The organism is Asticcacaulis taihuensis (assembly GCF_900100255.1).
Lineage (GTDB): Bacteria > Pseudomonadota > Alphaproteobacteria > Caulobacterales > Caulobacteraceae > Asticcacaulis > Asticcacaulis taihuensis.
In genome coordinates this window covers 214371-236008 of sequence record NZ_FMTS01000002.1, presented here as the reverse complement: position 1 = coordinate 236008, position 21638 = coordinate 214371, and the positions used below count along the sequence as shown (strand labels likewise).

The following is a 21638-nucleotide window of genomic DNA, read 5'->3' as shown; positions in this document are numbered from 1 at the left end:
CGATCGAATGACCGATAGTGTCAGCGAAGAGACTGAGGCCATGATGAAGTGCCTGGCCGATTGGGCGGATAAGATGGTTGGCTTTTTCCCGGCGTCACCGGTTCGCGAAGGGTATGGCTACAACCATTATAAGATACCCGGTTCGCGAACTTTGTTGACGCCGCCAGTAGCTATGCGGCAAGCCTATGAGCGCTGTGCACGGGAAATACTTCGAGCCGCAGTAAATATATCCAATGCCAAGCCTGAGAAGGCTAAATTGGCAAAAGTGGCCGGTATAGTCGGATACCCGGATATGTTTTCAAGCGAAGTTTGTGTTTTTTTGACGAAAGCTATTGGTTAAGCTTTGCTGATCGTGACAGCGATGAGGAAAGGTGGAAACCGTTGCCGCCCGAAAGTAGCCTGGCTACCAGATTGGGATTTATAGTTCCGCCAGGTTTTCATGAGCAAGGCTACTCGACATACGCACGCGATGACTCATTTGAGCCACCTTTTGAAGAGGTAGGTGAAGTGTGGATATATAACGATGTGGGGCAATAAGATGATCTCGAAACGCGCCTTTCTGACCGGATTGGCAGCCTCGGCCGTGGCTGGTCCGGCCCTGGCTCAGACTCAGACGGTCCCCGCATCTCTGGCCGCCAATGCCAAACCGATTGACGCCGCCGAGCGGCTGGCCCGCATCGATAAACTGCAAGGGCTGATGCAGGCGCAAGGTATTGCCGCCCTGCTGGTTGAATTCGGCTCCACGCTCGATTATTTCACCGGCATCCAGTGGTGGACTTCCGAACGCGTCACAGCGGCCGTCCTGCCGGCGAAAGGCGCGGCCATTATCGTTACCCCGGCCTTCGAGGAACCGAGCGTCCGCGAAACCCTGCAGATCGAGGCCGATGTCCGGCCGTGGAACGAGCATGAAAACCCGGAAGCCCTGATTGTCCAGGCCCTCAAAGATCGTGGGTTCACCTCCGGCCGGATCGCCATCGAACCCGATGTCCGCTTCTTCATCGTCGATGCCCTGAAAGCGCAGTCACCGGCCTATGAGCTGGTTTCCGGCCAGGGGCTGGTCAATGCCTGCCGCCAGATCAAGTCTCCCGCTGAACTGGCCCTGATACAGGTGGCCAATGACATCACCATCGCGGCCCTGCGCCAGGTTCATAGTGCGGTCAAGGCGGGCATGACGAGCCATGATATCTCCACCCTGATGAACCAGGCGACCGTGGCGCTGGGTGGTGCACCGGAATTTTCGATGGTGCTGCTCAATGAGGCCAGCGCCTATCCGCACGGCTCGAAACAGGCGCAAACGGTGCGCGAAGGCTCGGTGATCCTGATGGATTGCGGATGCAGCGTGCATGGCTACGAGTCCGACATCTCACGCAGTTGGGTTTACGGTGAGCCATCGGCCAAACAGCGCAAGGTGTGGGAAACGGTCAAACGCGGGCAGGAAATCGCGCTGGCGGCGGCGCGTTCGGGCGTGCCGGTCGGCAGCATCGATGATGCCGTACGTACCTATTATGAAAAGGAAGGCTGGGGGCCGGGTTACCGTCTGCCGGGGCTGTCGCATCGCACCGGTCACGGCATCGGCATGGATGGCCACGAGTCGCCTTATCTGGTGCATAGCGACCTGACGCCGCTGGCCGCCGGCATGTGCTTCTCGGATGAGCCGGGCCTCTATATCCCCGGCGAATTTGGCATCCGTCTGGAAGACTGCTGGCACATGACGGAAGCCGGCCCGAAGCTCTTCACGCCCCTGGCCAGGTCCATTGACGATCCAATTTAGGACGAAGCCGAGGCCGACTCCGAGCTATCCGCAAAGGTCTCGCCGATACGCTCCGCGCCCGTGATTTCGATCGGCGCGGCCAGCATCTGGCCGGCCCAGCCGCCTTCGCGTGTATGGCTGTCGATCTTGCCCTTGAGAATGGCCTTGACCACGTCCATACCCTTGGTGACGTGGCCGAAAGCCGCATAGCCCAGCTTGTCGTCGGAACCGGATTTGCCGGCATCCAGGAAGGTATTGTCGCCGACGCACAGTATGAAGTCGCCGGTCGCGGTGCCGGGGGCGAAGCGCGACATCGAAATGGCGCCGCTGGTATGGGACAGGCCGGTCATCTTCGTCGATTCATGGGCGATCGGTGGGAAGGTCGGCCCCTGGATGCTGGCCTGGATAAAGCCGCTGGGGCCGGAATGGGCGGCGCGCCAGAAATTGGCGCCGACAATCTTGCCGGCGTCGAGATAGTGCAGGAAGTTGGCGGTGGTCAGCGGCGCCTTCTTCGCTTCCAGCAGGATTTCGATATCGCCCTTGGTGGTGGTCAGGCGCACGGTGACGGTCTCCGGCTTCGGTGGCGGGGCGGGCGGGGCCTTCGGCTTTTCAGCGCCATTTTCTGCATTTGGGGCAGCGGCCTTTTCCGGTTTTTTCGAGCAGGCAGCGACCGCTGTGGCCACAAGCGCCAGTCCTGCGCCGATAAATCCCCGTCTTTTCATACCGTCATCTCCATAACTCAGGCCCGCAGTTATCGAAATTCCGCCGGCTTTGGCAAGCCCTACTGCACGGAAAGGCGCTGACTCAGTTTGATATCGGCCGAGGATTCTCCGATCATCAGATTGACCGGTGCGGTCTCGACTGTGAAGGCTTTGGCAGCGACATTCCACCAGGCCAGTTGTGAGGCTTTCAGAGGGATGGTCACGGTCCGTGTTTCGCCGGCGACCAGATGCACCCGCCTGAAGCCTTCCAGTTCTTTCATCGGCCGCTCGACCTTCGAGTTCGGATAGCTCACATAAAGCTGAACAACCGTATCCCCCGCCATCTGGCCGGTATTGCTGACATCGACACTGACGGTGATCTCGCCGTCTTTGGCGATCTGCGGCGCGCTGGTTTTCAGATTGGTATAGCGGAAGGTGGTGTAGCTCAGGCCGTAGCCGAAGGGATAAAGCGGCTTGCCTTTTGCGTACATATAGGTGCGGCCATGACGGATATTATAGTCCATCATCGGCGGCAACTGGTCCATGGAGGCCGGCCAGGTGGTCACCAGATGGCCGCCGGGATTGTAGTCGCCGAAGATCACCTGGGCCAGGGCCGTGCCTTCGTCCTGCGACGAATGGGTCATGTGCAGGATGGCGGGGATATGATCCTGTGACCAGTTGATGGTGTAGGGAAAGCTCGAAATGAGCACCATAATGGTCTTCGGATTGGCAGCGTAAACGGCTTTCACCAAATCTTCCTGCGCCAGCGTCAGTGTCTCTCTGTCGCGGCCTTCGCGGCCATCGCCCGGATCGGCGCACGGGTTGGTGCCGGCGTCGTTCCAGTCATGCGCCATGTTGGGGCCGCACGTCGGGTCATTGCCGACAACGACAATGGCGACATCGGCGGCTTTTGCGGCGGCGACGGCAGCGCCATTGGCGTTATCGGCGGCGTAGGTCACGGCCACATCCGGCCCCAACGCGGCCTTGATGCCCGCCAGCGGCGTTACGGCGTAAGGTGGCAGGCCGCCGTACCAGTCCCAGTGGACGCTGTCGGCCAGTGGCCCGATCACCGCCACCGATTTCAACCCGGATTTTTGCAGCGGCAGCGCACCCTTGTCATTCTTCAGTAAGACCACTGATTCCAGCGCGATTTGCTTCGACACGTCGCGGCTCTGGTCGGTATTCCACGGCTCAACGCCATCGTGGATTTTCGAATACGGCACCCGGTCCGGCGGATCGAGCAGGCCGAGCCTGATGGCGATACGCATCTTGCGCCGCACGGCGTAGTCGATATCGGCCGTCGTCAGCGACCCATCGTTAAGCGCCGCATGGACCTCGTCCTTATAGGTATCGAGAAACTGGTTGATCCCGGCCTTGACGCTGGCCGCCACGGCATCTTTCTGGTTGGGGAAGGTCTTGTGCCACTTGACCAGATTGGTCACGGCGCCGCCATCGGAAGACAGCACTTCGACGCCCCACTGTTTGGTGAGGATGCTGTCAAGGATCGGATGGATGGTCATCGGCGTGCCGTTCCAGGCATTATAGGACGCCATGACGGCCTTGGCGCCGCCGTCCTCAAAGGCCATGCGGAAGGGCACGGAATAATATTCCCAGAACAGGTGCTCGTCGAAATCGGATGATGATCCGCCACGACCGTTCTCGTTACTGTTGGCCAGGAAGTGCTTCAGCAGGGCAGCCGACTGCCAATATTTGGGATCATCACCTTGCAGCCCCTTCACGAAGGCCGTTGCCATGGTGCCGTTGAAAAAGGGGTCTTCGCCATAGACCTCCTCGCTGCGCCCCCAGCGCGGATCGCGCGCCAGATCGGATTGCGGACCCCACAGCATCAGAATCTGGCGGCCGTATTTTTCGGTCTGCGAGATATAGCGCGCCTCGTAGCCTTCCACGCCGGCGGCCCTGCGCACCATCTCCGGATCCCAGGTCTCGCCCATGCCGGGCGGCTGCGGAAACTGAGTGGTAGTGATCGGTGTCAGGTTGCGCTTGCCGCCGCCGCGCTGGACGACGCCGTGAATGCCTTCCGAACTGCCGATATTGGGAATGCCTAAGCGCGGCACGCCGGTCTGGGTGCCAAGGACATCGATCTTCTCGTCGATCGTCATCAGGGAGAGGATATTGTCGATGCGCTGCTCGACGGGCAGGTCCGGATTCTGGAACGGGTACTTATCCTGCGCCCCGGTCTGGGCCATGGCCGGCAGGGCCATACAAACCGTTGCAACCGCCAGCGCGAAGGCGCGCCACATTTGACCTGTCATGCGTATCTTCTCCTGAAAAAGTCTGCTTCTCGATCGGAGCGATTTTACCGACGCAACGGGCAGTTATCGGTGAAATTTGTCATACGAAAATGGCGCTGACAAGCCTCATTTCCGGCGCATATTGCTGCCATGTTTAAGTGCGGGGCGGCATAAGGTTTCGCAAACCGGAGGCACAGCCATGACCGAACCGCTCATTCCCGCCGCCGAACTGGCGCGCGATAACCCTGTCCGTATCCGCAATGAAAGCGCCGAATATCGCGCGGCCCGCACCGCGCTTCTGGCCGAAGAGATAGAACTGCGCCGCCACCTGGAGCGCGTGGCCGCCCAGCGCCGCGCCCTGCCGCCGGGCGGTCCGGTGGAAGGGGAATACCGGTTTATGGGCGAGGAGGGGGCGGTCGATTTCGCCGGCCTGTTCGGCGACAAGCAAACCCTGGCCGTCTATTCCTACATGTTCGGTCCGCAGCGTGAAAAACCATGCCCGATGTGTACCAACCTGCTCGGGCCGCTCGATGCCAATGCCGAAGACCTGGCGCAGCGGATATCACTGGTCGTCGTGGCGCGTTCGCCGATCGAAAAGCTTAAGGCGTGGAAGGCGCATCGCGGCTGGAAGCATCTGCTGCTCTATACCGACATGAACGACAATTATTCACGCGACTATTTCGGTATCCTGCCCGATGGCGCTGAAATCCCGGCTTTTAATTTCTTCACGAAGCGCGACGGCACGATCCGTCATTTCTGGTCGGGCGAGATGACCGGCCAGACCGCCGATCCCGGTCAGGACCCGCGCGGCGCGCCGGATATGGCGCCGCTGTGGAATGTGCTCGATTGCACGCCGGAAGGCCGCGGCGAGGCCTGGTATCCGAAGCTGGATTACTGAGCGGCGATGGCCTCGGCCGCTACCCGTGAACGGCGGAAGTGATAGTAGATTAAAGCGCTCACCAGTGCGGCGAAGAAGCACCAGACCGAAGGCCAGTTCAGGTGGTAGAAGCTGTAGGCGACACCGAAGCCGCCGATCATGGCAATGCCGATCCAGCGCACGCTGCGATGCGACGACAGAAAGTAAGCGGCGCAGGTGGCGATGACATAGGCCGAACGTACCAGCAGCCCGCCGCCAAAGGGATTTGAGTAAACCAGGCAGTGATTGACCACCGCCACCTCCACGCCATAGCGCAGGATGATGATAAAGGTGCCGATCGCCACAATCACGCCGATCGCCAACACACCCGTCATCAGGCGCTTGCGTAACCGGTCAGGCTCGATCAGCAATATGCCGAGCGGAATCACCATCGGCCAGATGACGCCGATGAAGAAAGCATAGATTTGCACCAGCAGATGAGACGCCCCGCCGGTGCCGATCTGCGGCAGCAGCAGCCATAAAACGCCCTCGACGAACTGCTGCATGGCAAACAAAAGCGGCACACTGGCGAGGGGCCGCTCGGTCACGGTGCGTGTCTCCCGCAGGGCCAGTGCCCCGGCCCCGGCGACAAAAGCGCTGGCGGCGAAACTCACGGGCGCGGAAAAACACATGCTGGCCAACCCCTTGATTGTTCCGGTCAGCTTAGGGGCTTCGTCGGCAATGTAAACCTAATTCCGGCCTAAACGCCGGCGCTCGACCTGCCACATGCCGGCCATCAGGGCGAAGGTGATGGCATAGCCGCCCCACAGGCCGACCGCGGTAATCTGTGTATACATATCGACATGCGAGGAGAGATGGACGGCGAAATGGGAAATCACCGCATTGAGCTGGAAAGCGGCGATAAAAAGCGTCCAGATACGCCTTGACCACAGCGACAGGATGACAAAGGCCAGCAAACCGGCCACATCGACCGCAACAATGCCGGCGCCATCATAAACGCCCTTTGGCTGGCATATCTGCGCGACTACGGTCAGACCAAAGCCGATCAGCAGAATGCCGCCGCCCCAGCGTTCCGCCGCCTCACCCCGCCAGAAGGCCCAAAGGCAACTGCCGACCAGCAGGATGGTGCTGAGCCATACCCAGACAAAATGAATGATCATGTCGGGCGTGACCTTCGCCGCTCTACCTGCCACATGCCGGCCATCAGGGTGAGGGTGGTGAAAAGCAGGACATTGCCGGTTGTGCGGTAAAGAAACTCGATGGTCATGTGTTTTGCGCCTGGCCATAAGAGAAATCGCCAGACCTGCCCCCTCAGCCGATCTGGCGATTCAAAACCTGAAGACCTTCCAGCGTGCCGATGACCGCCGCGATGAGCCCGCTGACCACAACGGCAGAGAGTACCCCCAAGACCACGATCAGCCCCAGCCACTGAAAGGCGTTCAGCCGGGCCAGCCTCTGTTCGAGACTGTCCCCTCGTCGGTCAGCCAGGCGGTTGCCGCGATCAGGTCGAACAAGGCCGCTTCCGCGCCACTGGTCTGGTGCAGGGCCTGGATGTCCTCCAGTATGCTCCGGATCGAGGACTGCTTCTGCGGCGCCGCCATCTCGCGCCAGGCCATTTCGAGCTGATCCCAACGGATTGCCAAGTGATACGGGTTTGGAGAGAGCGGCTTGTTCATGCGGCAAGACTATTTCGCCTGCCTCGTAGTCCGCCATCGGTCCCGCTGACCATCGGTCGTCACGACCGAGGGTGGTCTCGTGCGCCGCCAGCAGCCGGGCGGCGTCGCGGCTGGTGGTCACGTCCAGCCGGCGGCGTATTTCTTCGGTATGTGTCTTGACCGTGCGTTCGCTGATATTCAGCGCGCGCGCGATTTCCTTGGTCTGGTAGTGCTGGTAAACCAGCCGCAGGATTTCCTTGTGGCGCTTTGTCAGCGCCTCTATCCCTGCCGCCTCGTTCTCCATCCCCGATCTCCCGCACGCACCTTAACCAAACTGTTCATAGCCTGAAAAGACGGGCTATTTCCAGACGGTAATAACAGACCTATTTCTGGACAGGTGGCGGAACGGCTTTTTTGGCGGCCGCTTTTGTGGTGGTCGGCGTTCCCTTGGCCTGTATATCCGCCATCAGGCCGGCGCAGTTGGCATTCTTGGCGTAATCGATACCGACGAAGGGCAGGAGGGTATTCAGCGCCAGGGCCAGCCCGCCCTGAACCGCGGCCGGACCGGGATCGACGCCAAACTTCGGCGCCGATAAATGACCGCCGACGACGATCGGCACATTGACGCGGGTCAGGCGGAATTTCTTCGGCTTGCCCTTGAAGACCAGCTTCAGATGCTCATCATTGAGATTGATCGTGCCGCTGCCGTTTACCCGTGTGACGCCAGTGTCGAAGACGGCATTGTTCGTCTGCATGACTCCATTGCGGATCTGAAAATCGGCTACGCCACAGCGAATATCGGTCTCATGCGGGTCCTTGGTCAGGAGCTGGAAAAGACCCTTGGTGGCATTGACGCCCATCAGTTCGGCAAAACTCTGCCGGATGGTGCCGCTGGGCATGACCAGGGTAAGCTGGCCATTGGCATTCGCCGCCGCCTTATGCACCGAATTGCCGGTGCCGGTGGCCTTCACCCGCGCATCGAGTATGCCTTCCAGAGGCTTCGAGCCGCCGATAGCGGGCACGAAATCCTGCACGGCCAGGCCGGTCAGGCGCATATCGAGGCTGTTCTGCTGCACGGCGTTGCGCGCATTGATCCGCGCCGTACCCTGCAAACGGCCCTGCGGGAAGCTGAACTCTACCGGATCGAGCACCAATAAACCATGATCGAGATCGACACCCAGGCTGACCTCGCGCAACGGCAGTTTGGGGCTGGCCTTTACCGAAAGCGCCTTATAGCGAACCTTGGCGTCCATGCCGCGGATGCGTTCGATATCGAGCGTAGCATCCGGCAGCAGGCGGCGCGCGGCGGTTGGCGCGGTCGGGGTCGCCGAAATCTCCGCCCCTTGCGGCGCATTGGCCGCGGTGGCGCCAAACAGCGAGCCTAAGTCCTTGAAATCGAGCAGGCGCGAACGCAGGTCGCCGGTCAGGTAGGGGCGGTTGTTGCGGCTTGTATCGACCTTCAACGCGCCTTCAAGATCGCTGCCGCCGACCCGGCCATTGATGCCGGCAATATTATAGATGCGGTCATTGCGCGTCACATTGGCGGCTATTTTGTAGGCCGGCGTATTTGGCAGGCTCAGACCGGTGAGGTAGTAGAGATCAGCCATATCGCGGCCACTGACCGTGACCGCGCCGGCCAGTTCGCCGAGATTGAACGGATGCAGCACGCGGCCTTTCGCCGTGATCCGAGTATCGCCGGCACGCACCGCCATATCGAACGGGTAGGGCACACTGGTGCGGACATTGAGCAGAGGGCCGCCGGTGGCGCTCAGGTCGAACCTGCGATTATTCAGGCTGCCGTCGCCGGTCAGGGCAAAGGCCTGGCCGCCGGCGTCAGCCGTTTCATGAGCATTGACCGTGCCGGTAAAGGTCAGTTTGCGCTGAAGGCTGGTCAGGGTCAGGTGGCCGTCCGTGATGATAAAATTCCTGATCGGCGGCAATTTGGTCGGCTTGCCCTTATTGGTGCCGTCGCTGAAATCCCAGTTGGCGCGGCCGTCCTTGTCCTGGAAAAGTGTCACATTCGGCCGGTCGACCTCAAGACGCGGCAGGACGATGCGGCCGATAAATACCGGCATCAGCTCGGCCGTGACCGCCACGGAATCCACCTCCGCCAGATAGGGCTTCAGACCGGCTTTCGCGCCCCAGTCCGGCTGGCCGATTTTCAGCCCGCCGACCGTGGCGGAAGGTGTAAGGCTGAACAGATGGACGCGCAGATTGCCGTCGATCGCCACCGGCCGATGCAGCTTTCCCGCAGCGATGGAGGAGACCAGCGGCCGCGCCCAGTTCCAGTTCGGCTGCGCCAGGAAGATCAGCACTGCGCCAATGATCAGCACAATCGCCGCCAGCAGGCCCTGGCCCCAGCGCGGCAAGGCGCGGATACGCCGCCAGATGGCCCGCGGCAAAGGCTTCAGCCATGCCCACGCCCGGCGCAGCCCGTCGAGGACGCGACCCTCGATATCGGCGATGCGCCGTCCGATGTCTGCCTTGCTTATCATGCGCAAAGCGTAGGGAGGCCGAAATCAGGAATCGATCAGTTTATGGCCGGCCCGGCCTATGGAGTCCGTCAGGTTATGCGATGGGCCGAGGTGATGACCACCGGGGTCACCAGGTTTTCGCCATTGAGGCGGCTTTTCAGAATGCGTCTGACGATATCCATGCCGGAGATCACATGACCGAAGACGGCATAGCCTTGTTTGTCCGGCGTAGCGGTGCCGCCGGCATCGAGATAGGTCATGTCGCCGACGCAGATGGTGAATTCGTTCGACGCCGTGCCTATGGCATAGCGCGCGGTTGAGATGGCGCCATCGGTATGGGAGAGGCCGGTTTGTGTCGTCGGTTCGTGCGGGATCGGCGGATAGGTCCGGTCACCGCTGTTGAACTGAATAAAGCCGGCATCTCCCGCCCGGATGGCGCGGTAGAAGGTGCCGGCGTCCAGCTTGTGCGTATCGACATAGTGCAGGAAATTGGCGGTCGATTGCGGCGCGTGCTTGCCATCGAGTTCGAGGACGATCTGGCCCTCGCTGGTCTCGATCGCCACGCGCACCGTATCGGGCGGCACGTCGAGGCCGGTTTCCGGCAGACGCTTCGGCAGGGTCGGCGCCGGCGGGGCTTTTTCAGCGGGCTTCTGGCAGGCGAAAAGGCCGAGCGCGCCGGTTAAGGTCAGAAATTGCCGCCGGATCATGGATGTCTCCCTGGTTTGGCCGCAGTCTGGCAAATCCCCGCGCGCGGGTGAAGTCCTTTTTGGTCGGCCGGTTCGATCTCAGGGCGGGGCGATGGGATCGCCGGCCTTGCGGGCATGGGAGAGGGTGAAGCGGTCGGCAGGGGGCAGGCCATCGAGCGGATCGAAGCCGGGGATGGCGAAGTTCTGATAGATGCAGCCATAATCCGGATCGGCGGGATCGTAAGGGTGGCCATCATTCCAGAAGCCGCTTTGTTTAGCGCGGCCGCGCACGATATGATCGAGGCGGAAGGCCAGGACCGCCTTATAGTCATCGCCGGTCGGTTCGCGGTCCGCGTCGTCCTCGTCGTCATCGAAACGTCCGGCGGCGGATTTGGCGACCGGCCGGGCGGTCTTCAAACCGGTGAAACCGGGCACTTCCCTACGGGTGACTTCCGGCCGTGGGGCTTCGTAAAGCTGGGACAACATGCGGTCCGTGGCCAGCACGCAGCGGCCGGCGCGCTCACCTTCGAGGAAGGTTTTCGGCAGGGGCAGGCGTTCGATGGTATCGAGCAGGCGATGGGCATAGAGGCGCAAACGCTTGCGGGCGGGCGCGATAATGGGGGCGGCTTCGGACGCGTCTTCCGCTTCCGGGATTTCCGCGACCGGCAGGTTGGTGACCAGGCGGTCGGCCATGATGACAGCGCGCGCGGCGCGTTCGCCCTCCAGAAAGGTTTCGGGCATGTCGATGGATTCGACGGCCTCGGCCACCAGCGCCGCGAAGGCGCGCAACCGCGTGCGGGCTGCTTTCAGTTCCGCCTGGTCGTTTTCGATTTCGCTGGCCTCATCCATGCAGCGATTATGCGGGTGATTGCATGGCCGGGGAGAAATGCTACTTATGCCTCCCCAGCTTTGCTGGGGAGGCGGACCGACGCGCTCTTGCGCGTTGGTGGTGGGGTACTTACTTTTCTATCATGACCGACACACCAAAACGAAAAACCGCTTTGGCCCGTCAGATGCGCAAAGCCATGACCAGTCCGGAATGGCTGCTGTGGGAGCGCCTGAAACGGCGGCTGGATGATGGGCTGGTCTTTAAGCGGCAACATGCCTTTGGGCCGTATATCCTCGACTTCTATTGCTTCAAGGCACGGCTGGCAGTTGAAGTCGATGGCGCGACGCATGGCGAGGACGCGGCAATCCTGAAAGACGCGCAACGCGACGCCTATTTACGTGGCGAAGGGCTTGAGGTTTACCGCTTATCCGCCGCCGAAGTTTACCGCGACGTGGAAGCCGTTGCAGACGGCATCCGCCTGTTGGCGCTGGAACGCGCCACACAACGCAAATAACTTCTTATACCTCCCCATCTTCGATGGGGAGGGGGACCGCGCCCGCAGGGCGGGGTGGTGGGGTATCTTACTTAAAAAGGTGGCGGCCTGACGGTCGCGCCGCACGGGTTTTTGCAGGAAGCAAGCCAGAAACCCCACCACCATTTCGCTGCGCTCATGGTCCCCCTCCCCGGCATAGCCGGGGAGGTATAAGCGTGAGCGAGGATGTTCTACCGGCCGGTCAAACAGCAGCTATCATTCGGCTCGATGCCGATGTCGTGGGGTGGTTCAAGGATGTTGGCGACGGCTACAGACACACATCAATCGTGCTTTGCAGCAGTATGTGGAGAAGCCCCAAAAGAGGACCTGAACTACCTGTGGAGGTTATCTGTCACCGAAATCACTACTTCAAACTGAGAAAATAAATTAAAATGGTGTCATGACGATTTTAAACGGCACCATCGAACACCTTTTGAATAATGTTCTGGCGGCTGCCTCCGAATATCAAGACGTGGAAATAGCGTTGAGCAAAGCCCATTCTGAAGGCGAGTGGTCTAGTCAAGCGATTACCGCAAAAAGGAAAGCCTCGGAACTAGCAATTGCTATTGATGGCTTGTCAGACCGGGCAAAAGGTGAACTCTCCAAGACGATAACTGAAGTCCGGAACGCCGTTTCGTCACTGTGTTTTTATCCTCAGAGCGGTAATTTCAGGCTGCAGGCCTTCGAGCGAGTGAATAGCGTAGCCAACGCCTATAAGCACTCTACACTTACCGACCCCAAACAGGTTATCAATGATTTTAATGATATCTTGGTGGTTGGCTTGGGTTATGGGCTTGATGGGTTCGGCGTCGGAAAGATGGGGGGCGTAGAGGTTTTGGTACGCGACAAGTCCGGCAAATCTTGGAAGTTTCTTGGTGATGTTAGTGTTGTCCTGCCCGCATGGTTCCGATTTCTAAAAGACTCTGGAGCGGCCATACCTGTGAAAACATATAAATTCTGGGGAACTGAAGTTTACCCTTAAAGTCTACTTTTGGAATCCCTCAACAAAAGCCGAACGGCTGCTCCGGGCGATTAGCGATCGTAATGGCTGCTAAATACAAAAAAGAGCGGGTCTTGCGACCCGCTCTTTCCATTTTCAGTCGGTGGTTGGGATGGATTAGAAATCCATGCCGCCCATGCCGCCCATACCGCCGCCGGGCATGGCGGGGGCAGCGGCTTCCTTCTTCGGCGCGTCGGTCACGGCGGCTTCCGTCGTGATCAGCAGGCCGGCCACGGAAGCTGCGTCTTGCAGGGCCGTGCGGACAACCTTGGCCGGATCGATAACGCCATCGGCCACCAGGTCGACGTACTTTTCAGTCTGGGCGTTGAAGCCGTAGGTGGCGCTTTCCGAAGCCAGGATGGCGTTGACAACGACCGAGCCTTCGACGCCGGCGTTTTCAGCGATCTGACGCAGCGGCGCCTGGATGGCCTTGCGCACGATGGCGATACCGGCGGTCTGGTCGGAGTTGACGCCTTCCAGGCCGGCCAGGGCCTTGGAAGCCTTCAGCAGGGCGGTGCCGCCGCCGGGGACGATGCCTTCTTCAACGGCCGCGCGGGTCGCGTTCAGGGCGTCATCGACGCGGTCCTTCTTTTCCTTGACTTCGACTTCGGTCGAGCCGCCGACGCGGATGACGGCAACGCCGCCGGCCAGCTTGGCCAGACGCTCTTGCAGCTTTTCCTTATCGTAGTCCGAGGTGGTTTCTTCGATCTGCTTCTTGATCTGGCCGATACGGGCTTCGATGTCAGCCTTTTCACCGACGCCATCAACGATGGTGGTGTTTTCCTTGGTGATGGTCACCTTCTTGGCGCGGCCGAGCTGGTCGAGCGAGACGGTTTCCAGCTTGATGCCGAGGTCTTCGGAGATCACTTCGCCCTTGGTCAGGACGGCGATGTCTTCCAGCATGGCCTTGCGGCGGTCGCCGAAGCCAGGGGCCTTGACGGCAGCGACGCGCAGGCCGCCACGCAGGCGGTTGACGACCAGGGTGGCCAGGGCTTCGCCTTCGACGTCTTCAGCGATGATCAGCAGCGGGCGGCCCGATTGCACAACGGCTTCGAGGATCGGCAGCATGGGCTGGAGCGACGAGATCTTCTTGTCGAATACCAGGATGTACGGGTCTTCGAGAACCGCTTCCATCTTGTCCGGGTTGGTGATGAAGTAGGGCGACAGGTAGCCGCGGTCGAACTGCATGCCTTCGACGACGTCGAGTTCGGTTTCGGCGGTCTTGGCTTCTTCAACCGTGATGACGCCTTCATTGCCGACCTTTTCCATGGCCTTGGCGATCATTTCGCCGACTTCGAGGTCGCCGTTGGCCGAGATGGTGCCGACCTGGGCGATTTCGCCGTTGGTGGTGACCTTCTTGGAGGACGCCTTGATCTGCTCGACGACGACGGTGACAGCCTTGTCGATGCCGCGCTTCAGGTCCATCGGGTTCATGCCGGCGGCCACGGCCTTGAGGCCCTCCTGCACGATGGCCTGGGCCAGAACGGTGGCGGTGGTGGTGCCGTCACCGGCCTTGTCGTTGGTTTTGGAGGCGACTTCGCGGATCATCTGCGCGCCCATGTTTTCGAACTTGTCTTCCAGTTCGATTTCCTTGGCGACGGAGACGCCGTCCTTGGTCGAGCGCGGGGCGCCGAAGGACTTGTCGAGCACGACGTTGCGGCCCTTGGGGCCCAGGGTCACTTTTACAGCGTTGGCGAGGATGTTCACGCCGCGCAGCATCTTTTCGCGCGCGTCGGAACCAAAGAGAACTTGTTTGGCAGCCATTGTGGATATTCCTATCTTTTGGCGTTGAATTATAAGGGTTCAGGAGGCGTCCGCGATTAGCGGGTAACGATGCCCAGGATGTCGGATTCCTTCAGGATCAGCAGGTCTTCGCCGTCGATCTTGACTTCCGTGCCGCCCCACTTGCCGAACAGGACGCGGTCGCCGGCCTTGACGTCGAGAGCGACGACATCGCCCTTGTCATTGCGTGTGCCAGGGCCAACGGCGACGACTTCGCCTTCCTGCGGCTTTTCCTTGGCGGTGTCGGGGATGATGATGCCACCCTTGGTCTTGGCTTCTTCTTCGACTCTCTTGACCAGAACGCGGTCGCCTAACGGGCGAAAGCTCATTGGATGTCTCCATTCCATTGTGATGTAATATGCGTGTTAGCACTCACCCTCAGTGAGTGCTAAGGCGGCCTTGAAGTAGTGCCGGGGCGGGAACGAGTCAAGGGCGGCGGCACACAAAAAAATTATAAAACCGACTGAAATCCGAACCGTTTAATCACTATATTAAGGTTAGGTTTGATCCTGACCATAATTCTGAGGAGCCCGTTATGCTGTCTGCCAAGGCCAAGGCCGCCGCCAAGAAGATCGAGTCGCTAAACGAGGGCGATGTCCAGTCGATTTCCGAGATGATCAAGCACGAGGTCGAGCACGCCACGCATGTGGTGGCCGAGCGTGCCAAGGAAGCCGAGGCGAAGGTGCGTGATTTCGCCGATCATGCGGCGGACGACGTGAAGCGCTATACCGGCCAGGCAAAGCACAAGATCGAGGAAAACCCGCTGCCCTCGGTGGCGATCGCCTTGGGGGTAGGGTTTATTCTCGGTGCCCTGCTGATCCGCGGCGACCGCCGCTAAATATTTAAGCCCGCCCGGTTTGATCCGCGCGGGCTTTTCTTATGGCAGGACCACATCGGCGACGATCGGGAAGTGATCCGAGATCACCCGCCCGCCGATGCTGTCGGTGAGCACGCCGAAGCGTGAAACGGTGAGTGTGCGGCCAACAAAGATATGGTCGATCGCCTCGCCATTCGTCTTTTTTATATCAAAGCCGTTGAAGGTGCCCGGCGGGCCGAAATCAATGGCGGCGCCCACGCGGGCATCCTTCAGGTTCAGGCCGCCGTCCCCCGTCAGGATGCGGTAGGGCGCGCTGTCCGTGCCGGTATTAAAGTCGCCCATGATCAGCACAATCGCGCCCGGATAGGGTGGGATGGCCATGATCTGGCGGGCGCAGTTTTCACGGGCCACCTCGCCTATATTGTCGAAATGGGTATTGCGGACATCGAGCAGACGCTCGCTGTCACGGTCGCGGAGAATCACGCGGGTAATGGTGCGGGGATAGGCGGCGTCGGCGTCCTTGCCGGGCACGTTGGGCGTCTTCGAGCACCATTGCGTAGAGGCGTCGACCCGCAAAAACCGCGTGTGATCATAGAAAAGCGTGGTGGTTTCGCCATTGACGCCGTCATCGCGGCCGATGCCGTAATGGTCATAGCCCGGCAGGCGGTCGGCCAGGTCGGCCACGGCGCCTTGGGCGGCTTCCTGTACGCCGAAAATATCCGGTGCCGTGAAGGCGATCTGCTTTGCCATCGGATCGCGGCGTTCGGCCCAGCGCGGATTATCGCCGCTGACATCGACACGGATGTTGTAGCTCATCAGCCGCAGGGTTTCGGCGTGTGCCGGCGCGGCCAGCAGGATCAGGGCGGCCGCCAGACTTACTATGCGCATGTTCAATCCTCCGCCGGGCATCAGGTCACACTCATGAGCCTAACGCAACCGGACGGTAAGGATTTGACCCTAATCAATTTCTTCAGCGACGAGGCGGGCGCGGTTCAGTTCGCCGATCGACTTGGCGTCGGGATTCTGCTGCGAGAACAGGTCGGTCATCTGCACGCGCTGTTCGCAGTGGGCGCAGTGGGCCACCGGGCTGAGCGAATGGCCGCAGGCTTCATGGATGAACTCGGTGACCGGCTTTTCCTCGCCATAGACATGGCGGGCGCCCCAGTCGCTCATGAAGACGATCATCGGGCGCAGTTCGCGGCCCTTCTGGGTCAGGATATATTCGTAGCGACGCGGACGTTCGCAATAGAGCCGCTGCTCGAAGATGCCGTGGGCGACGAGGTGTTTCAGGCGGGCGGCCAGCACATTGCGCGCCAGGCCCAGGGCTTCCTGCCACTGCTCGAAGCGGCACAGGCCGTCAAAGGCATCGCGGATAATCAGCAAGGTCCAGGGCTCGCCAACGATTTCAAGGCTGGCCGCTATGGCACACCTCTGCTTGCTGTAGTCTGCGGATCGGCCCATCTGAAACTCTTACTTTTTCGGTTATTGCGAAGCATTCTAGCCATGCCGGCGGCGCATAACCAAGCAAAATAATTTTAACAATAGGTGGAGAATGAAAGATAATGCAAAGATAATATGGCGCACAGGCTTATCTTACCGCCTTATAAATAAGGCGGCTCGACCATCTTATTGTTTGTATTTATTTATTAGCGCGATCAGCGATTGAGGGCGTAGAGCGCGGAAAAGGCGCGCGCCATGCGGGCTTCATCATTTCTGATGAAATCGGTTTCAAAGTGATCGCCTTGCCAGTGCAGAAGCACGGTGGTGTCGCCATCAAGGCCGAGAATCAGGCTGTCCTGCGTGGTGCGGATGCCGGTGGCGACGCAATCGGTGGTGTAGGTGCCGCAATCCGCCTGATAAACGCCGGCGGCGGCGACATGCAGATTGGGTGTGGTGTTGCCGCTGTCGATGCTGGTGACGCGGATATCCTGCTCGCCCTTCACCGTATTCAGGCGGACATGGACGGCGACGCGGCCCGTATCGGCTTCGCTGACCATGTAGAGTTCGTCGCTGCGGCCATCGCCGTCGAAATCACCGCTGCGCGCGATGGATTGGCCGGAGCGGCTGAACGTGTTGAAATCAGGTGTCAGGGTAGAGGCATTCGCCAGGGAAGCGATCATCTGGCCGCCGGCGGCCAGACCGGCCAGAAGAGTTCCCAAAACAACGGTTCGCATACGCATTTCCACACCTATAACCTGCGGGCCGGCTGTCCGTTTTCGGTACAGTCTCAAACCCTTTGCGTGGGGTTCACGCAAGGCCGGTGCCAGATTTGCCACAGAGGCGGGCGGATGACAATAATAATTTGTTAACTAATTAGACGATTGTAAAAATGAAGGAAATGCGGCCGACGGATTGGTGTTCAGAGGTAGCTCAGTGACGGTTTCCGCGCACAGGCGCCGGTTGTTTGGCGCGGTCCGGCGGTCATGTGTGCGCAAAAGGGCGACCAGGGCGTCCGGTCCGAGGCTCAGTAACATCATAAATGCGACTCCAATTCTGCAATTGAGAATAAATTGCATCATGAAATTGGCAAGCGATCAATGCGTCACATTTCGGTGTATGTGGAGGAAAGTGATGCGTCTGACCTCAATGACGAGCGGACCATGGCCACCACCAAGGGCGAAGCGCTTTTATATGTTGCGTCACTGCTTGGCGTTCCTGGGCATTGGCCGGTACGTCAGGCAATAGTGTCAGGCGGGTTTGCCAGTACTCGTGCGTGGTCAGTATATGGCTGCCTGAGATCAGCGCATCGCTGCAGCCACTGACGGCCCACCCGACGTCTGTCTCCGGATCGTGCGTGATCACTCTGCCAAACTCGGTCGCAACGATGATGTGCCTGAGATGCCCATCGATACGCCCGGAAAAACACGCTGTCTGGCGTTTGGCCTTGTCCAGATAATTACCGGCAGATCGCGATTCAAAAAAGGACCGGCGTCGCTGTCAAAGCGAGCATAGGCGTAATAGCCGTTGAGGCGGGGCGCGTCGTCGATCGATGGCGGCCACGTCTGTGGCTCATCTGGCGGCATTTGTAAGCCTGGCGCCGTATTTGATATCGCCTGAAACCTCCAAAGGCCCAGAAAGAGCAGGCTAATCACGGTCAAGGCACTCACCAGCCGCCAGCGCTGTGGGAGGTGTTGCATTTACATTCCGCTCAGCTTACGGCAGCGTTCGCTTTCACGCGCTTCCATACCGGCGCGTGCCGCTTCGCTTAACCCTTTGAGATGCTGACGGGTTTCCTCGCCGCACGCCATATACAGGTTGCCGGAAATGGATGAACGAATACTGGCGTGCGTCTCGTCTTTCGGCACCAGCGCCAGTATCTTCACCATGTAACTGGTCTCAGACAGGGTTTGCTTGGACGCACGAACGGCGGCGGCGCAGCCGCTGCGAATCCAGCCATACAGCCCTGTCCCGCCCATCTCATACAGGTTCTCGGCATTGTAATAAACGATCTCATGGGCGACGCCACTATCGCGCCGAATAGCGAAACATACCGCCTGATGCGACTTGTGGTCAGCGTCACGCGGGTTCACCGTTTCGAAGACAGGATGAGCAATTTCCGCGACAGCGCCGTAAATGCGGTTTTCGGGTGCATCATTTCTGGCCGAATCGAGATCGGCAAGTGTCAGGTGTATGCCTGCGCGTTTCAAGGCAAGCACCTCGCGCGCAGTTTTGGTATCCAATGTGCCGGCGTCGAGCGCGATTTCAGCGTCGCTCTTTGAAGATTTACCTCCCGACGCGCCGTGGGGTAAATTCAGCTCCGGCATAAACAGAACAGCGAGAAACACCAGGGTGGCGATGCCGGCGGCAAGAAGAAGGGTTGTCCTGTTCAAGCCTATGCTCCTGCCTTTTTCGGCTTGCTGTTCAGGCTCTGGATAATCTGCTGGCGTTGCGTATCATACTGAGGTGTCGCGGGAAGCAGGTCGCGCAGGGTTATCTTGTACTGCGTCATACTAATCGTCGGCGAGGATCGCACCGCTTCGGCACAGCCGGAATAGACCCACGTATAAAGGGCGGGCGCTTCCAATGGAATAAACCGCGCCGCATCATAAAGGAACATTTGATGGATCGACGAAAGCGAGGTGTCGCTGTCAGCGGCTGTACCGAAAGCGGGTTGCCGGATCGAAAAGCAAGCGATCTTCATATCCGTCGTGTCGATATCGTTCAGTCCCGCCATCGGCCCGCTCATTTTTGAAAGGGTGGCATAGCCGACATAGGTCTGCAGTTTCGGGGCATCATCGACAGCGGCGCGCACCTCGGCTTCCGGTCGCACCGGGCGGCCTTCTATTTTGGCATAGACTTCGGTATTCTTTACCTCCGAGTCAATCTGCTCGGCGTCCTTAACGGCCTGGGGGCGATCATCGGTCGGAACTTTGTGAAAAGTAGATTCGACGCGGCCCGTCAGCGGTCCGATCTCATAGGTTGGAGGCGCTGGTTTAAGCAGTTGATCAAACGGCAAAAACAGAACGCCGGCGAAAATAACTGCGAAAACGCTTCCGCCTGCAATGAGAGTTTTACTGTCCATGTGTCCCCCTGGGTGTGTCGCCAGGGTTGTAAGGCGTGCAGCTAAAGGCTGTGATAACAAACAGGGTTAATGCGACAACAGCACCTTTTTCAGCGGGTAATATTTTAGCTGCTGCGCCCCTTATCCGCCCGGATGCAGGCCCGGCGCTTCCTGCCCCGTGCGCGCCACATATTCGCTGTAGCCACCTTCATAGCGATGCACGCCTTCCGGTGTCAGTTCCAGCACGCGGTTCGACAGCGCCGACAGGAAATGGCGGTCGTGGGAGACGAACAGCATGGTGCCCTCGAAATCCGCCAGGGCCGCGACCAACATTTCCTTGGTCGCCATGTCGAGGTGGTTGGTCGGTTCGTCGAGAACCAAAAGATTGGGCGGATCGAACAGCATCTTGGCCATGACCAGGCGGGCCTTCTCGCCGCCGGAAAGCACGCGGCAGGGCTTTTCGACATCATCGCCGGAGAAACCAAAACAGCCGGCCAGGGTACGCAAGGCGCCTTGTCCCGCCTGCGGGAAGGAACCATCCAGCGACTCGAAGATGGTTTCCTCGCCGTCGAGCAGGTCCATGGAATGCTGCGCGAAATAGCCCATCTTCACGCTGGCGCCGATACTGACAGACCCCTGATCGGGTTTCGTGTCGCCGGCCACCAGCTTGAGCAGGGTGGACTTGCCCGCGCCATTGGCGCCCAGCACACACCAGCGCTCCTTGCGGCGCACCAGGAAATCCAGCCCGGAATAGATCGACTGGCTGCCATAGCTCTTGTGGACATTGCGCAGGTTCAGCACGTCGTCGCCAGACCGCGGCGGCGAGCGGAATTCAAACTGGATATTCTGGCGGCGGCGCGGCGCCTCGACCTTCTCGATCTTGTCGAGCTTCTTCACCCGGCTCTGCACCTGCGCGGCGTGTGAGGCGCGCGCCTTGAAGCGCTCGATGAACTTGATTTCCTTGGCCAGCATGGCCTGCTGGCGCTCATATTGCGCCTGCCGCTGGGCTTCAGTGAGCGCGCGCTGCTGTTCGTAAAAATCGAGATCGCCGGAATAGGTGATCAGTGAGCCGCCATCGATTTCGACCACCTTGCCGATGATGCGGTTCATGAAGGCGCGGTCGTGCGAGGTCATCAGCAGGGCGCCGTCATAATTCTTGAGGAAGGCTTCCAGCCAGATCAGGCTTTCGAGGTCGAGGTGGTTGGAGGGTTCGTCGAGCAACATGCCGTCCGGTCGCATCAAAAGAATACGGGCCAGGGCCACGCGCATCTTCCAGCCGCCGGAAAGAAGCCTCACATCGCCATCCATGCGTTCCTGCGAGAAGCTCAGGCCCGCCAGCACCTCGCGCGCGCGGGCCTCAACCGAATAACCGTCCAGTTCCTCGAAGCGCGCCTGCACGTCGCCATAGCGCTCGATAATGGCGTCAAACCCATCCGCCTGATCCGGATCGGCCATGGCGGCTTCCAGTTCGGCCATTTCGGCCGCCAGCGCGCTGACGGGGCCGACGCCATCCATCACCGCCGCCACGGCGCTCTGACCGGACATCTCGCCGACCTCCTGGCTGAAATAGCCGATGGTCATGCCGGGATCGATGCCGACCAGTCCGTCATCAGGCTGTTCCTGGCCGGTGATCATGCGGAAAAGCGTCGTTTTGCCAGCGCCGTTCGGCCCGACCAGCCCGACCTTTTCGCCTTTCTGGATGGACATCGAAGCGTCGATGAACAGGATCTGGTGGCCGTTTTGCTTGCTGATATTATCGAGGCGGATCATGCGGGGCTTACT

Annotated in this window: 23 protein-coding genes; 7 read left to right on the top strand and 16 right to left on the bottom strand. The window is 59.9% G+C overall.

What is annotated here, in order from left to right; all coding sequences use genetic code 11:
• Nucleotides 1-7 precede the first annotated feature (7 nt).
• Genes BLO49_RS07905 through BLO49_RS07900 form a run of 3 tightly spaced genes read left to right on the top strand, consistent with a single transcriptional unit; the run spans nt 8 to nt 1771 of the window.
• A complete protein-coding gene (locus tag BLO49_RS07905) occupies nt 8-340 on the top strand; it encodes a DUF3916 domain-containing protein (protein WP_090646732.1) in 333 nt (110 codons plus the stop codon).
• Nucleotides 310-537: a DUF3916 domain-containing protein gene (locus BLO49_RS18715; RefSeq protein WP_170828258.1), complete on the top strand. Its 228-nt coding sequence runs from the start codon at nt 310-312 to the stop codon at nt 535-537. Before BLO49_RS07905 ends, BLO49_RS18715 begins: the two co-directional genes overlap by 31 nt.
• A 1-nt stretch (nt 538) precedes the next feature.
• On the top strand, nt 539-1771 hold the full coding sequence (locus BLO49_RS07900) for a M24 family metallopeptidase (RefSeq protein ID WP_090647352.1): 1233 nt from the start codon (nt 539-541) through the stop codon (nt 1769-1771).
• On the opposite strand, the gene BLO49_RS07895 is transcribed toward BLO49_RS07900, so the two are convergent.
• Together BLO49_RS07895 and BLO49_RS07890 are read right to left on the bottom strand one after the other, a co-directional pair.
• Nucleotides 1768-2472 carry a peptidylprolyl isomerase gene (locus BLO49_RS07895; RefSeq protein WP_090646730.1) on the bottom strand — a complete coding sequence of 235 codons (705 nt, stop codon included), beginning with the start codon at nt 2470-2472 and terminating at the stop codon, nt 1768-1770. The genes BLO49_RS07900 and BLO49_RS07895 overlap by 4 nt on opposite strands.
• Before the next feature lie 59 nt (nt 2473-2531).
• Complete coding sequence (locus tag BLO49_RS07890) at nt 2532-4724, bottom strand: glycoside hydrolase family 3 C-terminal domain-containing protein (protein WP_220083714.1); 2193 nt, start codon at nt 4722-4724, stop codon at nt 2532-2534.
• Between the two features lie 178 nt (nt 4725-4902).
• Between BLO49_RS07890 and BLO49_RS07885 the strand changes: the two genes are divergently transcribed.
• Nucleotides 4903-5601 (top strand): DUF899 family protein, encoded by a 699-nt coding sequence (locus BLO49_RS07885; RefSeq protein WP_090646727.1) that lies wholly within the window; start codon nt 4903-4905, stop codon nt 5599-5601.
• Here BLO49_RS07885 and BLO49_RS07880 read toward each other — a convergent pair.
• The 6 genes from BLO49_RS07880 to BLO49_RS07855 all read right to left on the bottom strand — a co-directional run bounded on the left by BLO49_RS07880 (nt 5595) and on the right by BLO49_RS07855 (nt 11244).
• The gene (locus BLO49_RS07880; protein ID WP_090646724.1) at nt 5595-6251 is read right to left on the bottom strand and encodes a DUF6629 family protein; all 657 of its coding nucleotides are present in this window, start codon (nt 6249-6251) and stop codon (nt 5595-5597) included. The two genes, BLO49_RS07885 and BLO49_RS07880, sit on opposite strands and share 7 nt — an antisense overlap.
• A 57-nt stretch (nt 6252-6308) precedes the next feature.
• Nucleotides 6309-6740, bottom strand: a complete 432-nt coding sequence (locus BLO49_RS07875) for a hypothetical protein (protein WP_090646722.1) — start codon at nt 6738-6740, stop codon at nt 6309-6311.
• Nucleotides 6741-6891: 151 nt separating this feature from the next.
• On the bottom strand, nt 6892-7539 hold the full coding sequence (locus BLO49_RS07870) for a LuxR family transcriptional regulator (RefSeq protein WP_090646719.1): 648 nt from the start codon (nt 7537-7539) through the stop codon (nt 6892-6894).
• 79 nt (nt 7540-7618) lie between these two features.
• Complete coding sequence (locus BLO49_RS07865) at nt 7619-9730, bottom strand: AsmA family protein (RefSeq protein WP_245678936.1); 2112 nt, start codon at nt 9728-9730, stop codon at nt 7619-7621.
• A 68-nt stretch (nt 9731-9798) separates the two neighbouring features.
• Nucleotides 9799-10416 carry a peptidylprolyl isomerase gene (locus BLO49_RS07860; protein WP_090646717.1) on the bottom strand — a complete coding sequence of 206 codons (618 nt, stop codon included), beginning with the start codon at nt 10414-10416 and terminating at the stop codon, nt 9799-9801.
• Nucleotides 10417-10494: 78 nt separating this feature from the next.
• Nucleotides 10495-11244, bottom strand: coding sequence for a hypothetical protein (locus BLO49_RS07855; RefSeq protein WP_090646715.1), 750 nt, complete (start codon nt 11242-11244; stop codon nt 10495-10497).
• A 122-nt stretch (nt 11245-11366) separates the two neighbouring features.
• On the opposite strand from BLO49_RS07855, the gene BLO49_RS07850 reads away from it, so the two are divergent.
• Entirely contained in the window at nt 11367-11738 is a 372-nt protein-coding gene (locus tag BLO49_RS07850) for an endonuclease domain-containing protein (protein ID WP_090646712.1), read from the top strand.
• A gap of 418 nt (nt 11739-12156) precedes the next feature.
• A complete protein-coding gene (locus tag BLO49_RS07845; protein ID WP_090646710.1) occupies nt 12157-12738 on the top strand; it encodes a hypothetical protein in 582 nt (193 codons plus the stop codon).
• Between the two features lie 135 nt (nt 12739-12873).
• On the opposite strand, the gene groL is transcribed toward BLO49_RS07845, so the two are convergent.
• Together groL and groES are read right to left on the bottom strand one after the other, a co-directional pair.
• Nucleotides 12874-14520 carry a chaperonin GroEL gene (groL, locus tag BLO49_RS07840; RefSeq protein WP_090646708.1) on the bottom strand — a complete coding sequence of 549 codons (1647 nt, stop codon included), beginning with the start codon at nt 14518-14520 and terminating at the stop codon, nt 12874-12876.
• Nucleotides 14521-14576: 56 nt separating this feature from the next.
• On the bottom strand, nt 14577-14867 hold the full coding sequence (gene groES / locus BLO49_RS07835) for a co-chaperone GroES (protein ID WP_090646706.1): 291 nt from the start codon (nt 14865-14867) through the stop codon (nt 14577-14579).
• Nucleotides 14868-15073: 206 nt separating this feature from the next.
• On the opposite strand from groES, the gene BLO49_RS07830 reads away from it, so the two are divergent.
• Nucleotides 15074-15376, top strand: a complete 303-nt coding sequence (locus tag BLO49_RS07830; protein ID WP_090646703.1) for an ElaB/YgaM/YqjD family protein — start codon at nt 15074-15076, stop codon at nt 15374-15376.
• Between the two features lie 39 nt (nt 15377-15415).
• Here the strand turns inward: BLO49_RS07830 and BLO49_RS07825 are convergent, their stop codons facing one another.
• From BLO49_RS07825 to abc-f, 6 genes are all read right to left on the bottom strand, one after another.
• The gene (locus tag BLO49_RS07825) at nt 15416-16243 is read right to left on the bottom strand and encodes an endonuclease/exonuclease/phosphatase family protein (protein ID WP_090646701.1); all 828 of its coding nucleotides are present in this window, start codon (nt 16241-16243) and stop codon (nt 15416-15418) included.
• 69 nt (nt 16244-16312) lie between these two features.
• Nucleotides 16313-16816, bottom strand: coding sequence for a winged helix-turn-helix transcriptional regulator (locus BLO49_RS07820; RefSeq protein WP_090646699.1), 504 nt, complete (start codon nt 16814-16816; stop codon nt 16313-16315).
• A gap of 194 nt (nt 16817-17010) precedes the next feature.
• On the bottom strand, nt 17011-17529 hold the full coding sequence (locus tag BLO49_RS07815; protein ID WP_245678935.1) for a hypothetical protein: 519 nt from the start codon (nt 17527-17529) through the stop codon (nt 17011-17013).
• 963 nt (nt 17530-18492) lie between these two features.
• Nucleotides 18493-19185, bottom strand: a complete 693-nt coding sequence (locus tag BLO49_RS07810; protein ID WP_090646694.1) for a hypothetical protein — start codon at nt 19183-19185, stop codon at nt 18493-18495.
• Nucleotides 19186-19187: 2 nt separating this feature from the next.
• Nucleotides 19188-19877 (bottom strand): hypothetical protein, encoded by a 690-nt coding sequence (locus tag BLO49_RS07805; protein ID WP_090646691.1) that lies wholly within the window; start codon nt 19875-19877, stop codon nt 19188-19190.
• Between the two features lie 120 nt (nt 19878-19997).
• A complete protein-coding gene (gene abc-f, locus BLO49_RS07800; protein WP_090646689.1) occupies nt 19998-21626 on the bottom strand; it encodes a ribosomal protection-like ABC-F family protein in 1629 nt (542 codons plus the stop codon).
• Nucleotides 21627-21638 lie beyond the last annotated feature (12 nt).

What these genes read in the sequence shown, in the direction of transcription:
- BLO49_RS07825 (WP_090646701.1), bottom strand. Translation starts at nt 16,243, where the DNA reads ATGCGCATAGTAAGTCTGGCGGCCGCCCTGATCCTGCTGGCCGCGCCG.
- BLO49_RS07830 (WP_090646703.1), top strand. Translation starts at nt 15,074, where the DNA reads ATGCTGTCTGCCAAGGCCAAGGCCGCCGCCAAGAAGATCGAGTCGCTA.
- BLO49_RS07880 (WP_090646724.1), bottom strand. Translation starts at nt 6,251, where the DNA reads ATGTGTTTTTCCGCGCCCGTGAGTTTCGCCGCCAGCGCTTTTGTCGCC.
- BLO49_RS07845 (WP_090646710.1), top strand. Translation starts at nt 12,157, where the DNA reads ATGACGATTTTAAACGGCACCATCGAACACCTTTTGAATAATGTTCTG.
- groL (WP_090646708.1), bottom strand. Translation starts at nt 14,520, where the DNA reads ATGGCTGCCAAACAAGTTCTCTTTGGTTCCGACGCGCGCGAAAAGATG.
- BLO49_RS07885 (WP_090646727.1), top strand. Translation starts at nt 4,903, where the DNA reads ATGACCGAACCGCTCATTCCCGCCGCCGAACTGGCGCGCGATAACCCT.
- BLO49_RS07850 (WP_090646712.1), top strand. Translation starts at nt 11,367, where the DNA reads ATGACCGACACACCAAAACGAAAAACCGCTTTGGCCCGTCAGATGCGC.
- BLO49_RS07895 (WP_090646730.1), bottom strand. Translation starts at nt 2,472, where the DNA reads ATGAAAAGACGGGGATTTATCGGCGCAGGACTGGCGCTTGTGGCCACA.
- BLO49_RS07870 (WP_090646719.1), bottom strand. Translation starts at nt 7,539, where the DNA reads ATGGAGAACGAGGCGGCAGGGATAGAGGCGCTGACAAAGCGCCACAAG.
- BLO49_RS07875 (WP_090646722.1), bottom strand. Translation starts at nt 6,740, where the DNA reads ATGATCATTCATTTTGTCTGGGTATGGCTCAGCACCATCCTGCTGGTC.
- BLO49_RS07865 (WP_245678936.1), bottom strand. Translation starts at nt 9,730, where the DNA reads ATGATAAGCAAGGCAGACATCGGACGGCGCATCGCCGATATCGAGGGT.
- BLO49_RS07815 (WP_245678935.1), bottom strand. Translation starts at nt 17,529, where the DNA reads ATGCGAACCGTTGTTTTGGGAACTCTTCTGGCCGGTCTGGCCGCCGGC.
- BLO49_RS07855 (WP_090646715.1), bottom strand. Translation starts at nt 11,244, where the DNA reads ATGGATGAGGCCAGCGAAATCGAAAACGACCAGGCGGAACTGAAAGCA.
- abc-f (WP_090646689.1), bottom strand. Translation starts at nt 21,626, where the DNA reads ATGATCCGCCTCGATAATATCAGCAAGCAAAACGGCCACCAGATCCTG.
- BLO49_RS07805 (WP_090646691.1), bottom strand. Translation starts at nt 19,877, where the DNA reads ATGGACAGTAAAACTCTCATTGCAGGCGGAAGCGTTTTCGCAGTTATT.
- BLO49_RS07860 (WP_090646717.1), bottom strand. Translation starts at nt 10,416, where the DNA reads ATGATCCGGCGGCAATTTCTGACCTTAACCGGCGCGCTCGGCCTTTTC.
- BLO49_RS07905 (WP_090646732.1), top strand. Translation starts at nt 8, where the DNA reads ATGACCGATAGTGTCAGCGAAGAGACTGAGGCCATGATGAAGTGCCTG.
- BLO49_RS07820 (WP_090646699.1), bottom strand. Translation starts at nt 16,816, where the DNA reads ATGGGCCGATCCGCAGACTACAGCAAGCAGAGGTGTGCCATAGCGGCC.
- BLO49_RS07900 (WP_090647352.1), top strand. Translation starts at nt 539, where the DNA reads ATGATCTCGAAACGCGCCTTTCTGACCGGATTGGCAGCCTCGGCCGTG.
- groES (WP_090646706.1), bottom strand. Translation starts at nt 14,867, where the DNA reads ATGAGCTTTCGCCCGTTAGGCGACCGCGTTCTGGTCAAGAGAGTCGAA.
- BLO49_RS07890 (WP_220083714.1), bottom strand. Translation starts at nt 4,724, where the DNA reads ATGACAGGTCAAATGTGGCGCGCCTTCGCGCTGGCGGTTGCAACGGTT.